This window comes from Trueperella pyogenes (genome assembly GCF_001070855.1).
GTDB classification, from domain to species: Bacteria; Actinomycetota; Actinomycetes; order Actinomycetales; family Actinomycetaceae; genus Pauljensenia; species Pauljensenia pyogenes_A.
The window spans coordinates 142,247-155,897 of the sequence record NZ_JVLH01000009.1 but is presented as its reverse complement, the minus strand read 5'-3'; the positions used below and the strand labels follow the sequence as shown (position 1 = coordinate 155,897).

Annotated in this window: 12 protein-coding genes and 1 pseudogene; 5 read left to right on the top strand and 8 right to left on the bottom strand. The window is 56.8% G+C overall.

Features of this window, described 5'->3' with window-relative positions:
- Positions 1-7 precede the first annotated feature (7 nt).
- Both ADG72_RS04095 and ADG72_RS04090 read left to right on the top strand, forming a co-directional pair.
- Positions 8-910 carry a rhomboid family intramembrane serine protease gene (locus ADG72_RS04095; protein WP_048712451.1) on the top strand — a complete coding sequence of 301 codons (903 nt, stop codon included), beginning with the start codon at positions 8-10 and terminating at the stop codon, positions 908-910.
- A gap of 12 nt (positions 911-922) precedes the next feature.
- Complete coding sequence (locus ADG72_RS04090; RefSeq protein ID WP_048712450.1) at positions 923-1,684, top strand: Rossmann-like domain-containing protein; 762 nt, start codon at positions 923-925, stop codon at positions 1,682-1,684.
- A gap of 575 nt (positions 1,685-2,259) precedes the next feature.
- Here the strand turns inward: ADG72_RS04090 and ADG72_RS08910 are convergent.
- Positions 2,260-2,529, bottom strand: a pseudogene (locus ADG72_RS08910) (cell division protein CrgA); the annotation flags it as partial.
- A 311-nt stretch (positions 2,530-2,840) separates the two neighbouring features.
- Between ADG72_RS08910 and ADG72_RS04080 the strand changes: the two are divergent.
- The 3 genes from ADG72_RS04080 to ADG72_RS08700 are packed head-to-tail and all read left to right on the top strand — an operon-like array spanning position 2,841 to position 4,475.
- Entirely contained in the window at positions 2,841-3,569 is a 729-nt protein-coding gene (locus ADG72_RS04080) for a DUF881 domain-containing protein (protein WP_239667653.1), read from the top strand.
- A complete protein-coding gene (locus tag ADG72_RS04075; RefSeq protein WP_009408019.1) occupies positions 3,562-4,308 on the top strand; it encodes a class E sortase in 747 nt (248 codons plus the stop codon). Before ADG72_RS04080 ends, ADG72_RS04075 begins: the two co-directional genes overlap by 8 nt.
- A gap of 14 nt (positions 4,309-4,322) precedes the next feature.
- Positions 4,323-4,475 (top strand): hypothetical protein, encoded by a 153-nt coding sequence (locus tag ADG72_RS08700; RefSeq protein ID WP_019126632.1) that lies wholly within the window; start codon positions 4,323-4,325, stop codon positions 4,473-4,475.
- Between the two features lie 131 nt (positions 4,476-4,606).
- On the opposite strand, the gene pknB is transcribed toward ADG72_RS08700, so the two are convergent.
- Genes pknB through ADG72_RS04035 form a run of 7 tightly spaced genes read right to left on the bottom strand, consistent with a single transcriptional unit; the run spans position 4,607 to position 13,575 of the window.
- A complete protein-coding gene (gene pknB, locus ADG72_RS04065) occupies positions 4,607-6,604 on the bottom strand; it encodes a Stk1 family PASTA domain-containing Ser/Thr kinase (protein WP_048712448.1) in 1,998 nt (665 codons plus the stop codon).
- Positions 6,577-8,166: a serine/threonine-protein kinase gene (locus ADG72_RS04060; RefSeq protein WP_053090550.1), complete on the bottom strand. Its 1,590-nt coding sequence runs from the start codon at positions 8,164-8,166 to the stop codon at positions 6,577-6,579. Before ADG72_RS04060 ends, pknB begins: the two co-directional genes overlap by 28 nt.
- On the bottom strand, positions 8,163-9,620 hold the full coding sequence (locus tag ADG72_RS04055; RefSeq protein ID WP_048712446.1) for a peptidoglycan D,D-transpeptidase FtsI family protein: 1,458 nt from the start codon (positions 9,618-9,620) through the stop codon (positions 8,163-8,165). Before ADG72_RS04055 ends, ADG72_RS04060 begins: the two co-directional genes overlap by 4 nt.
- A complete protein-coding gene (locus ADG72_RS04050; RefSeq protein ID WP_048712445.1) occupies positions 9,617-11,035 on the bottom strand; it encodes an FtsW/RodA/SpoVE family cell cycle protein in 1,419 nt (472 codons plus the stop codon). The genes ADG72_RS04055 and ADG72_RS04050 overlap by 4 nt, the downstream gene beginning before the upstream one ends.
- A complete protein-coding gene (locus ADG72_RS04045; RefSeq protein WP_048712444.1) occupies positions 11,035-12,399 on the bottom strand; it encodes a PP2C family protein-serine/threonine phosphatase in 1,365 nt (454 codons plus the stop codon). Before ADG72_RS04045 ends, ADG72_RS04050 begins: the two co-directional genes overlap by 1 nt.
- A gap of 1 nt (position 12,400) precedes the next feature.
- A complete protein-coding gene (locus ADG72_RS04040) occupies positions 12,401-12,877 on the bottom strand; it encodes an FHA domain-containing protein FhaB/FipA (RefSeq protein ID WP_009408012.1) in 477 nt (158 codons plus the stop codon).
- Positions 12,874-13,575, bottom strand: a complete 702-nt coding sequence (locus ADG72_RS04035; protein ID WP_048712442.1) for an FhaA domain-containing protein — start codon at positions 13,573-13,575, stop codon at positions 12,874-12,876. Before ADG72_RS04035 ends, ADG72_RS04040 begins: the two co-directional genes overlap by 4 nt.
- Positions 13,576-13,651: the final 76 nt, after the last annotated feature.

Sequence of the window (13,651 nt, the reverse complement as noted above, 5' to 3'; positions counted from 1 at the left end):
GGTTTATATGTCTCAGCCTCTGTACGGTCAGCGTTCTGATCCCTACGCTGCACCCGAGTGCCCGCGCCACCCCGGAGTGCGCAGCGTCGATTACTGCAAGCGCTGCAATCGCCCCATGTGCACTCAGTGTGTCGTTCCCACGGAAGTCCGTTCAATCTGTGTGGACTGCGCGGGCCGAGGCCGAGGCAACCTTTTCGGAAGCGCCCGCACCGCCCGGCCTCGTCAATGGGGGAGCGTCCGGGTCAGTGCACAAACCCCTGTCGTCACCTACGCAATCATTGGCGTGTGCGTGGCTCTGTGGGTAGGTGACATTCTTACCAAGGGTGTGATCACCCAATACCTGGGATTCACTCCGATTCATGGCCTGTATCAGCCGTGGCGCATCCTGACGACGGCGTTCTTGCATGTGAACCTCATGCACATTGCCTTCAATATGGTTTCGCTCTACGCAATAGGACGTGCCTTGGAGCCAGCGTTGGGGCGCGGTCCCTACTTCTGTCTCTATCTTTTAAGTGCTCTGGGTGGAACCCTCGGCGTTTTGGGGTGGGTGCTGATTGACCCCTCATCTGCGTTGACGGTGACCGTCGGTGCCTCGGGCGCAATTTTCGGCCTTTTTGGCTCTGTTTTCGTTCTGCAGCGGGCCGCTGGGATTGACGTGCGCGCCGTCGTCGGCCTTCTTGCAGTTAACCTCCTGTATGGCTTCATCGTTTCAGGAGTATCGTGGCAGGCTCATCTTGGCGGTTTGATTTTCGGGATGCTCGCAACCTGGGGGATGCTCGCCTTGGGTAAGCCGCGTTCCGGGATGACAGCGAAGAAACAACGCCGCCGTTTGTATCTGGGTATCGCGGGGATGTTCCTTGCTGAGCTTGTCATCCTTGTTGTCACCTACATGGTGCTTCTCAATATCTAAGTGGGAGTTTCGATGCTGGACTTGTGGAATCCGTGGGAGATCTATGATCGGCTGATTGAGCAGATCGACCCATCCGTTCAAGTTACCGCTAGTGGACGTTTTGGTAAGTGGGCCTTCATCGAGAATTCCGAGGCCGGCGCGGGTATGGCCTTCCATATGCCCGTTGAGTCGATTGCTCGCCGTCTTCCCACCGATCCCTCTGGCATGAGTCTGCGCGAGGTTGCCGCTTATGCGAAGAGTTGGAATTTCGCCGAGGCTGCCCTGGGGATGGCGGCTGTGAATTCTTGGTATGCGCTTCCCTCGCGGGCCGAGGCCGCAGGTTTTGTTCCGTGCCAGGTGAATAATTGGCAGAACCTTTTTGATCCTTGGTCGGCTGAGGTTGCCGGTAAGCGCGTCGCTGTTATTGGGCATTTTCCCTTCGCTGCCGAGGCCCTTTCTGCCGCCTCTGAACTCTTCATCTTCGAGCGCAACGTGCTGGATGGAGATTTGCCAGATACAGCCGCAGAATATGTTCTTCCCACCTGTGACTACGTCTTTATCACGGGTTCTGCTTTTGTGAATAAGACGATGCCGCGTCTTTTGGAGCTTTCCCGGAGTGCACAGACGATTATTGTTGGCCCTTCGGCTCCCGCTGCGACCTTGCTGACCGAGTACGGCATGAATTCGCTGACGACCTTCTCGACGACAGATATTGCTTCCTTCCAGCCCGCTTTGGGGGGCCAGCGCCTTGGGGGCATGTACGAGGCCGGTCGGCGTATCGAGTTCCACGCCTAGTCTGCGTGGAGTTATTGCCCCATATCTAGGTGATGCGGGGAGTGTAGTGACCCGCTGCTTGTCCGTACATGGCTTCGTTTTAGCCGCTTCTTAGCTCATTCTGGGCGAAAGCTGGAAGCTAAATGGAAGCTTGCTCATTTTGCCTGTGGATGTTGTGGATAACGTGTGGATACAGCGCGAAATCATTGTGCGAAGCTGAAAAGTGTGCTGCCGGACATCATTTTGTTGTTTTTGTGGCAAAAAAGTGAGTTTTCGTTGATATACCGCAAGTCTGAAGTTTCAATTCAATCTTCATGAAACTAAATTCATTAGTAAATCTGGGAATCGATGCTGGGTAATTACATCGATGGTATTTGTCCCCAGCTGTGGATTTGCCTGTGGATAACTTTTGGCTGTGGATGTGGATTCACGCCTCTAAAGCGCCCAAAATCGTCGATATCTAAGATCTGACAAAGAAAAATCTAGTGACGCGTGAAAGCAAAGGGGCTGGGACCCCCTTACGGGTGTCCCAGCCCCTTGAGACTCAACCGTGAATTCAGTTCATGAGAAAGGAGAATTCACGTTCGGCGATATGCTCAGCGCCAACGCATAGTCATAAGGAAGCCGACGAATGCGATACCGCCACCGACTGCCAAGTTCCACTGACCGATCTTCGGAATCGGGTACGTGGCTCCGGAAATATAGAAGACAACAATCCAGAGCAGGCCGACAATCATCAGGGTCGTGAAGACGGGTGCCCACCACACAGGCGAAAGCGGAATGCCATCGGTCCAGGCATGGATTTCATTTTCTGACTCGGCCTTTGCGCGCTTCTCAACGCGAGATTCGTGATCGCGCTTCTTGCTTGATGAACGCTTGCCGTGTTCCTCGCGCTTCGAGTCCTTCTTCTCGTCCTCATGTGCGTGACGCTCTTCGCGCTTCTCGGAACGCTCCTCGGTCTGTGCGTCTTTCTTCTCTTCCTCGCGCTCTTCGCTCTTCTTCGGCTCAGCCACGATTATCCTTTCATGCGGCAAGTGTCGGGATCTCCCCGGGAAACGCCGCGACAGGCGGCCTTCCTCTAGCCTAGCGGGACTGAGCCAAACATCAAAAGCAACTGGGCGTTGCACCCTCAAACAGGGGATACTAGAGGTACGCCTAGTCGCCAACAGGAGATGATGTGAAACTTTTCGGCCGACCGCTCACCCGCCCGACGGGTCGTACCCTGCGCTCGGCTCTGTCTGTTCTCATCGTCACTACGGCCTCGGGAATGCTCTTTGTTGCCAGTGCGCGCTCAAACTCGGAAACCCGCTCACAAACCGCTGTCGATCTGGCTGGGCTTGTCGCACACCGTCAAAATGAAGTGAAAGACCTCCAAGACGGGGTCCGCAGCCTGAAAGATCAGATTGCGGGCCATGTTCCGGCAGCTGGCCAGCAGAGCAGCGATAACGTCGGTGAGCTCTCTAAAGTTCCCGTCTCGGGTCCGGGTATTACGGTGACCCTTTCAGATGCGCCTACAGACAGCATTCCGGACAACGTCAACCCCAACGATCTGGTCATTCACCAGCAAGACATCGACGATGTCATGAATGCAATGTGGGAAGGCGGCGCAGAGGCGATGACCGTCCAAGGTGTTCGTATCGCTCCGCGAACCGTTGTGCGCTGCATTGGAAACGTCATTTTGGTCGGTGGCACATCCTTTTCCCCTCCCTACAAGATTTCGGCGATCGGAAATGTGAATAAGCTCCGAAATTCAGTCGAAACGAACCCTCGAGTCGTCAACTATCAGCGTTATGTGGCACGCTACGGATTGGGCTGGGAGTTGAAAACTTCAGAGAAACTCGAATTTCCGGCATCAGACCAAGACCTATCCCTTCGATACGCACAGGTGGTGAAAGAGAATGGGTGAACATGTGAAAGAAGCGGCTGCCCCCCGTCGCTATCGCGTCACCTTCCTCTCGGTCATCGGCGAGCTCCTCATTACGATTGCCGTCATTTTGGGGTTATTTGCCGTTTGGCAGTTGTACTGGACGACATACAAGGTAGAAGGCCCCCGCGCGCAAGCAGTCGCGGACTTCTCCAGCAAGCACCCATCGAACCGAACCCTGGGTGAGCGCCATACCGACGATCCGCCGGAGTTCACCCTGAACCCGGCAATCGATGAACTCTACGGAGTGATCCATGTTCCTTCATGGAATTGGATGAAGATCCCCCTGGGTGAAGGTACGACAGGCAGCGTGATCGATCAAGGTTGGGCCGGCCATTACAAGGACACCGCGCAGCCCGGCCAGGTGGGTAACTTCTCGGTTGCCGCACACCGTCGTTCATACGGCAATTCATTCCGTTTCATTGACCTGCTCAAGGACAATGACAAGGTTGTTGTCGAGACCGATAACGTCTATCTGGTCTACACCTACCAGTCCAATGAGATCGTTCCCGCTAGCGATGAAACTAATATCCGTGTCATTGCCCCGGTTCCCGGTGATCTGACCTTCTCAAAGCAGCCGACTGAACGTCTGATGACAATGACCACCTGCAACCCCGAGTACGGCAACTCCGAGCGTTTTATTGTTCACCTCAAGTTGGAATCGTGGACTCCGAAGAGTACGGGTGTCCCCGCCGAACTACTTGATGAGCCCGTGGAGTAAGGAAGGAATTCAATATGTACGGATGGTTTTTCCGCCACCTTCCGGGACCCACGTGGTTCCGAGTTTTCTTGTGCCTAGTGATTGCCGCCTTCGCTGTCGCCGTGCTTTTTGCCTATGTTTTCCCATGGGCAGAGCGTTTCTTTGGGTTGGGTGGCGCTGCGGTCTGATTGACCGAAAATGAGCATAGAGTGGGGGCCGGCAATGCCGGCCCCCACAGTATATTCAGTTCAGATTGTCTGCCCTTCGGGCGAGGTCCCCAAGCAGACTGTTTGTTAGTCCGAAGCGGGCCTCGTGAGCCTTAGTGGCCTGAGGGGCTGGGGGAGGCCGAAGACCCACCCTGTGACACGTAGAGAGTGATGGAGCTGCCCTGTCGCACTGCAGAACCCTCACTGGGCGTTACTCCGGTGACAACACCAGCAGCTGCGTTACGGTCGGGCATCTGGATGACGGTCACGCGCAATCCCAAGGCCTCAAGCTGAGAGGCGACCTCGGTGTAGTTTGCACCCGTCAGGTTCTGAGGAACAGTGATGTTACCCGAAGCGATGTTCAGGGCGATAGTATCGCCGCGCTTGGCCTCGGAACCCACAGCCGGAGAGGTCGAGACGACACGGCCCTGCTGGGCACCGCCCTCATCGACGGTATTGACGTTTCCAACCGACAGGCCGGCTTGAGTCAGTGCAGTACGAGCCTGATCCTGGCTCATGCCAGTGACATCGGGGATTGTCACCTTTTCAGAGCCAGAGGACACGTAACCGGTAATGGTTGATCCGGCGCGGACCTTCGAGCCTGCAGAAGGACTGACGCGTGCAATCTTTCCGCTTTCGACCGAATCGGAGGCTTCCTTCTGGTCGGACAGAGTCCACTTCAAGCCCAAAGCCTCAACAGTTTGCTGAGCCTGCGTTGGGGTCATGCCGACAAGGTTGTCCGGCAGAGTAATGGACGCAGGACCCGAAGAAATCGTTGCAATCACGCGGGAACCGGGTTTGGCAGCGGTTCCGGCCTTCGGATCGGTTGAAACAACGGAACCGGCAGGAACACTGTCAGAAGCAACCTGCTCGTTCGCAACAGCCCACTCGAAGCCCTTATCCGTAATGGTCTTCATGGCCTCGGCTTGGGTCTGACCGACAACGTTGGGCACCTCTGTCGTCGAATCAGCTCGAGTATGCGTCAGGAAAAGCCACGCGATACCAATAACCGCAACCAGAACAACACCGATGATTCCCACAATCAGAGCCGCAGGACGCTTCTTCTCGTCCTCTTGCTCCTCATCATTTTGACGAACCGCAGTTGCCGCAGCCCCACGAGGTCGAATTTGGGTCTCCTGGGCCTCGGAAGGTGAGGACGCTGTGGGGAAAGCCGGAGGCGTGGCAACAGCGGGAAGCGTTTGCGTTGCCTGGGTCGTCCACACCGCAGTGTCGGGCGCGTTCACGTGAGAGCCATGAGCCGCGCGCAGAAGGTCAGCCTTCATTGCAGCCGCTGAAGAATAGCGATCGTCAGGGTTCTTAGCCAGAGCCTTCATGACAACGCGGTCCATTTCAGCTGGAATATCGGGCGCAATCGATGAAGGAAGCGGCGGAAGAGTCTGCACGTGCTGGTAGGCGACGGCTACCGCAGAATCCCCTGTAAATGGGGGCTTTCCGGTGAGAAGCTCGAAGAGCAGGACGCCCGCTGAGTACAGATCCGAGCGCGCATCAACGGGCTTACCCTGTGCCTGCTCGGGGGAAAGGTACTGTGCGGTGCCAACGACTGCGTTCGTCTGCGTCATTGTTGCCTGAGAATCGGCGATTGCACGGGCAATACCGAAATCCATGACTTTGACTTCGCCCTTGGAAGTCAGCATGACGTTGCCGGGCTTGATGTCGCGGTGAATCAGGCCAGCAGAATGTGAGTACTCCAGCGCAGAGAGAACGCCGGCAACAATGTCAACGACTTCGGGAATGGGGAAGGGGCCCGCATCGTCAGAGAGCAGGTCCTTCAGCGGCCGCCCATCAACGTATTCCATGACGATGTAAGGAATTGAGACTCGACGCCCATCGGGAAGGATGGTTGGCTCTTCACCGGTGTCGTAGACCGCAACGATGTTTGGGTGATTAAGCGAAGCTGCGGACTGGGCCTCGCGACGGAAGCGCGCCTGGAAGACGGAATCCATCGCCAGGTCGGTGCGAAGAGTCTTAATTGCAACGATTCGCGACAGACGCTTGTCGAACCCGAGGTGAACTTCGGCCATCCCGCCGCGCCCGATGAGCGAGCGCACCTCGTAGCGTCCCCCTAGAACTCGAGGGGCGGATTCTGCCATGTCGAAACCTCCTGATTGAGTGAGACGTCTGCACTTGTCCTGTGCAGGAGCGACCCTAATCTGTTGTGGATAGTAGCAACCGCAATTAAGAAAATTGTGAGAGAGATCAGGAAGATGACCAGCCATTTTCCGATTTGCTCACTGCGGCTTGGCTCCGGCGCCACAACAGAACGATTGTAGCGAGTCTTTGCTGGAGCGCTCGTGAGGATTGTTCCGTTCTCTTCCGTGATCGCATGCCAGCGGAAAAGCGCGGGGTTGATTCTTGTGGTCTGAGCAGGCCGTTTAGGACGCGATGGGGCTGTAGGCGCCTTGCGTGCCGAGGCCTCGGGGGCGGGAGTGTGCGTCGCGGGAGCTGTCCTGCGGCTTTGTGTCCTGCGCCCCGGTCCGTCACCTGGTTCTTCCCTTCGCGAGGCCGCGGCAATACGGGAGGAGAGGGAAGGGCGTGATGGGGAATCCTTGTGCGAGGCCTCGGGCGTACGCGTCTGCGTCACCGAGCGGGCTGCCAGGGACGGCTGTGCTGCCTGTGCGTCAAAATCGACGGGCTCAAGCATGTCCTCGGGAAGGGAACGACGGTGTGTGTGGCGAATCGGTGCACTGCGTCGAGCCACCGGGTTGACACGAGTTTCAACCGCGGGTTCACTCGCAGCCGATGGTGCACCGTGCTGCGGAGCTGGGACGGTTGGAGCAGGGAGCGGACGTGCCTGAAGGGACACGCCCATCTCACTGGCTGCCGCAACCAATTCACGAACAAGCGCAGAGCCCGATGCGGGACGCTGCTGTGGATCTTTATCCAACAAGCGGTAGATCACTTGGGCAAGGGGAGCGGGAACCGTATCAGGAAGCGCGGGAACCGGTTCATTGACGTGGGCAAAGGCAATATCAACCTGGGACTTCCCAGTAAAAGGACGAACTCCTGCCGCGGCCTCGTACGCAATCACACCCAGAGCGTAAAGGTCACCCAGTGAGGTGGCTTTCTCTCCCATTGCCTGCTCGGGGGGAAGGTACTGGGCGGTTCCCATCACCATGCCATCGGCGGTCAGATCGATCTGGGAATCTGTACGAGAAATACCAAAATCCGTCAGTTTGACCATACCGTCGGGTCGAATGAGTACATTTGCGGGCTTGATATCGCGATGGACGACACCTGCTTGAGCCGCCGCCCCCAACGCCATTGCAATCTGCATGAGAATAGGCATGAGGTATTCGGGAGCCAAAGACTGGCCACCGCGCAGGTAATCGGTCAAGGGACGTCCTTCGACCAACTCCATAATGATCCAGCCGCGACCATTTTCTTCGCCCGAATCCAAGACATTGGCGATATTCGGATGCTCAACGCTCATCGCGTTACGTGCTTCAATGCGCAAGCGGGAGAGCGAAAGTTCCTGCCCGGATAACTCAGGACGCAAGACCTTCGCGGCAAGGATACGTCCGGTGACGCGATCGCGTGCCTTCCAGACCTCGCCCATCCCTCCTTGGGCAATGAGGGAAAGCAACAGATACCTTCCAGCCAGGACTCGCCCGGCCAGCTGGTTTGGTGCCCGTGTCGGTTTGGGATCGCTCACTTCAGACCCTCCTGGAGAAGTGCACGTGCGATGGGGCCCGCATCGGTTCCACCGTGCGGGACGGGATGGGATTCATCGCCTTCAACAACTACCGCGAAGGCGATCTGCGGATTATCGGCGGGGGCGAAGCCAACTGCCCAGGCATTTGCGCGGCCGGAGCCATCGCCTAATTCAGCGGTTCCGGTCTTGGCTGCAACAGGAACGCCCGAAATTGCCATGGAGGTTCCGGTTCCATAGGGCTGGGAGACAACGCCGGTCATCATCTGCGTCAGTTGGGAGGAGATCTCGGGGGTGATCTTCTGACCCACGCGGATTGGTGAGGTTTGCGATTGAACCTGAAGATCAGAATCAACGATCTGAGAAATCAGGTAGGGACGCATCATTGTTCCCTTATTGGCAATGGTCTGTGCGATCATCGCCATTTCCATAGGGGTGACCTTGACCGAGTACTGGCCGATTGCGCTCATTGCCAGCTGTGCAGAATCCGTTGAATCGGGGAATTGAGAAGGGGTGACGCTGAGCGGAATTTTCTGGGAGGTTCCGAACTCAAAACGGTTTGTTACATCGGCCAAATCCGTGTGCGTCAGTTTCTCGCTGGCCAAGACAAAGGTTGTGTTGCATGAACGCGCAAAGGCTTCGGAAAGGGTTGGGTGTCCGTTGCCGCATTCGGTTGATTCAATATTTGACACCGAGGTGGCCGTTCCGGGAAGCGTGGTCGAGACGGGGGAGTCCATCTCTGTTTCCGGAGTGACCGCGCCCTTTTCAAGAAGAGCAATGCTTGTCAGGATCTTGAAGGTCGATCCGGGAGCATATAAGTCGCCTGCAATCGCGCGGTTATACAGGGGCTTAGAGGGATCGTTAATGAGATTCGTGTAAGCGGTATTGGCTTCCTGTGAATCAAAGACCGCCAGCGAATTGGGATCGTAGGAAGGCGAAGAATACATGGCCAAGACCGCACCGGTCTTGGCATCGAGAGCGACAACTGCGCCCTTGCGATTTCCCAGTTTTTCAGCCGCGATCTTTTGCATATTTGGGTTGAGCGTCAAAACGACGCCACCACCTTGGCGGTTTTGCCCAGTGAAAAGGTTACGGAAGCGCTGGGCAAGGAGAACCTGAGACTGTCCATCCAAAATGTCCTCAGCCGCTGCTTCCATCCCAGTCGATTGAGAGAAAGCGGCAGAGAAGTATCCCGTGGTCTGGGCGTAGAGGGGACCCTGGGCATAAGAACGCTGGTAGCGCGAAGAATCCTCGATCTTCTTTGACGAAGCGATGGCTTCTCCAGCAACGATGATCGGACCGCGGTCAACTTCGGCGGCATGGAGGATGGTTCGCTGATTGCGCCCATCGGCATTGAGAGATGGGGCCTGAATGACCTGATTATTCGTCACAATCAGGCCAAGGGCCGCAAACATCGTCAAAACGACGACGAAAAGACGACGAATCTGGGTATTCACAGGCGACCTCCCGCGTGTTCGGGGGTGTGACGCTTCTTGGCATCAACGACGGGGAGATTGCCCGAGGTCCAGGTTGAGGGCACCGAAGGACGACGTGAAGCATCCGATACGCGGATCAGAAGAGCAACAGCCAGCCATGAGGACACCATCGAAGAGCCGCCGGCTGCCAAGAAAGGAGCGGTTAGGCCGGTGAGTGGAATCAGTCGAGTAATACCGCCCAAAACCACGAAAATCTGGATTGCGAAGGAGAAGCTCAGGCCCGTGGCAAGGAGCTTCCCGAAACCGTCACGCACGCCAATTGCCGCGCGCATTCCTCGTTCAATGAGAATCAAGTACAGGACCAAGATCGCCGCAAGGCCAGTAATTCCAAGTTCTTCAGCGAAAGAAGAGAGGATGAAGTCCGAGTTAGCCAGAGGCACAAGCTGTGGATAACCGCGACCCCAGCCCGTTCCCATAAGCCCGCCCGAGGCCTGGCCGAAGAGGCCTTGGACCAGCTGATAGGAGCCGCCGGCTTGAGCGTTGTAGACCTCGGGGTCAAGAGCATTGAGCCAGACGGAGAAACGAGCGCGAACGTGGCTGAAGGTGCTGATGGCAACAAGAACAGCGGGGACGAACATGAGGAAGCCAATGACCAGCCAGGAAACGCGGTTTGTTGCGACATACAGGGTCGCAACAAAAAGGCCGAAGAAGAGCAGCGAGGTCCCCAAATCCCGTTGAAGAACCAGGATTGCTACCCCCACAAGCCATACGACCAAGATTGGTCCGAGGTCGCGAGCGCGGGGCATCCGCATGCCCAGAACCTTGGGGCCGCCAATCGCGAGGTTATCGCGGTTGTTCACCAGGTAACCCGCGAAGAAGATTGCCAGTGTGATCTTGACGAGCTCACCGGGCTGCATTGACAACGGTCCCAGGCTGATCCACACGCGAGCACCGTAGGTTTCCTTACCCAGTCCGGGAATCATCGGCAAAAGGAGCAAAACAAGCGAAAGCAGGCCGAAAGTGTAGGTGTAGCGACGCAGGATCCGGTGGTCACGAATAACAACCAAAATGACTGCGGCCAAGGCAATTGCAATACCGACGAACATCATTTGACGCATGCCGACTGTATCCATGCCCAGCGCGTTCAATGAGAGGTCAATACGGTAAATCATTGCCAAACCCATGCCGGTGAGCGCAACGGCGACCGGCAAAATAACGGGATCAGCGTAGGGAGCCAAGAAGTGGACTCCGATTTCCGCAAGGATTGCAATGGCCAGCAAAATTCCAATGTGAAGGCCGAGGTTTGCCGGGAGCTCGCCCGTCCGGTTGATACTGGTGATGACATAGCCACCAATGCCGACGGCTAGGGCAAGAAGCATAAGGACAAGCTCAAGGAAACGTCGGGGACGAACGGGGTTAATGGACACGGTTGCCATTAGTGTCCCCCTTCCTGATTGGCCGAGGAATTGGCGGAATTATCGCCTGTGGAACCTTGACCTTCTTGTCCCTGCTGGTTGTTCTGGTTTTGCTCGCGTTCCTGCTGTTCCTTTTGCTGCTTCGCTTCGCGTTCTTTCTCCAAAGCGCGCTCGCGGGCATTCGATCGCAGGACTGACACGTAGGCGTCGATATCGCTGCGAGAAGTACGAGTGACGGGTTCTTGTAAACGTTGCTGGTCGACCGCGGCAAGCTGATCGAGCTTCACATCGGTAATTTCCACCGCATGCGAGAGATTCCACGATCCAATCGATTGCGGAATACCTTGGTAGATCACCACAGCACCATCTTTGCCCAGCACGTAGTACTGAGTTTGGCTCCACTTCCAGCCGAACCATCCACCGACAACAACAGCAATGGCCGTGATCAATGAGACGAGGGGAAGTACCCACCCAAAGCGTGCGCGACGGGGGAGCTCAGGCTCGGCCTCGTCATCTTGAGGAAGTGACTTTGTAGGTGCTGAAAGGGCGGCTGCACGCGCGGCTGCGCCTCCTCCGCCTCGGGTTGGAGCTAAGCGGTCCTTTGCGGCTGCGCCGACGACCTGGGGTGCGGCGGGAGGGTTGGTTCCCGCGGGAACAATATCGGCGACAACGCAGGTCACGTTATCTGGGCCACCGGCAAGAAGCGCTAGGCGGATGAGCTCTTCGGCGCATTCACCTGGGTCATGGACGTCGGTGAGGACCTCGGCGATTGTATCGGCAGAAACAACGCCGGAAAGCCCGTCGGAGCACAGGAGCCAGCGATCGCCGACGATCGCCTCGCGCATGGTTTCATCGGGGGTGACATCCGCTTGGGAATCGCCCAGAATGCGCATGACGACGTTGCGCTGAGGATGGTGTTCGGCCTCTTCAGGGGTGATTTGGCCGCTATCAACCAAGTATTGAACGAAAGAGTGATCGGTGGTGACCTGGGTCAGAGTATCCCCGCGAAGGAGGTATGCGCGTGAGTCACCGATGTGGACCATCGCGAGTTTCCGACCCGAACGCAAGATTGCAATGCAGGTCGTTCCCAAACCTGCGAGCTCAGGGTCATGTTGTGAGCGCTCTGAGAGCTCTTCGTGAGCATCCATCAGGGCATCGCGAAGGAGGGGAAGAAGAGATTCTGCCGGGTGAGAGTCGGTGTCCAGAGGGACGAGGTGAGCCATTGCGACCGACGAGGCGATATCGCCGCCCGCGGGACCGCCCATGCCGTCGGCTAAAACCAGTAAATTTGCGCCTGCGTAGCCAGAATCTTGGTTATTTTGACGCACCAAGCCGACGTCGCTGCGAGCGGCGTAGTGGAACTCGACGGGCTTGGATTGGGGCATGTTACTTCACCAATTCAAGGGTGGTTTGGCCGATTCTGACGATGTCCCCAACGTTTAATTCCCGAGGCGAAGTCAGTCTTTCGTCATCCACGAAAGTTCCGTTTCGCGAACCAAGGTCTTCGATCCACCACTGACCATCTGCAGGGGTGAGTCGGGCGTGCTGGGAAGAGGCGTATTCGTCTTCCAAAACGAGAGTTGACGAGGGGGAACGCCCAATGATGATGGGGGAGGCACCCAGGGGAATGATTGTTCCCACAAGGGGGCCGCCGGTGAGAAGCAGGTTGCGTGGAGCTGTACCGGTTTTTGCGCGACGAGACTCACGTCGTTTGCGATCCGCATCCTTTCGCCCTTTTCCACGCGGGGTCACAACAGTGCCGAAAATATCTCGGCGCAGGGTTGAGACCGCTCCTAAGACTAGGAGCCACAGGAATACAAGGTATCCCAATCGGAAGAGGGTAAAGGTGAGATCAGAAGTCACTGGGCATCCTCACTTTGCGGGTGCGTCCAGAACAAGATGCGGGTGCGGCCGATGGTGATCTGGTTTCCGTCAAGAAGGGTCGCCGCGTCGATGCGGTGTCCTTCGACGAAGGTACCATTTGTCGAGCCCAAATCGGTAGCGATAACGCCGGTTGGAGTGATACGAAGTTCCAGGTGACGGCGGGAAACTCCCGAATCGGCGACGGTAATGTCGGCCTCAGTCCCACGGCCAATAACAGTGACGGGTTCGGTGAGGAGCCACTTTTCTCCGTCGACATCAATGATGGGGTGTTCGGGTGAAGGGGACGAGGCTGTCGCCGGGGCTGCTGCACCGCGTTCGTTGCGTGCTTGAACCTGGAGCTGACCGGTAAATTCGTCGCTATCTTTGGTGAAGTCGATAGAGATCGGCCCGAGAAGTGAGTAGCCCTGGGACTGTGCGTAGTCGGTGGCTTGCTGAACGAATTCATCGGAAAGAATATCAAGGTCGCCCAGTGCGTTCATGTCCGCCGGCGCCATACGAATGGTGAAGTGATTCGGTGCGATTGCGCGGTCCGTAGACAGTTCCTGGACATGGTCGTCCATCGCTCGTTTGAGTGCAGAGGTGACGTCAACGGCTTTGATCCCAGAACGGAACACACGAGAAAAAGCACCGTTTACGCCGCGCTCAACGGCGTTTTCAAAACGGTCAAAAATGCCCATGTCATCTGTTCCTTGTTCGCGGTCTTCTTCTTTCCTCAGACATATCGACGCTCAATGTATCGACAGGTCTACACGG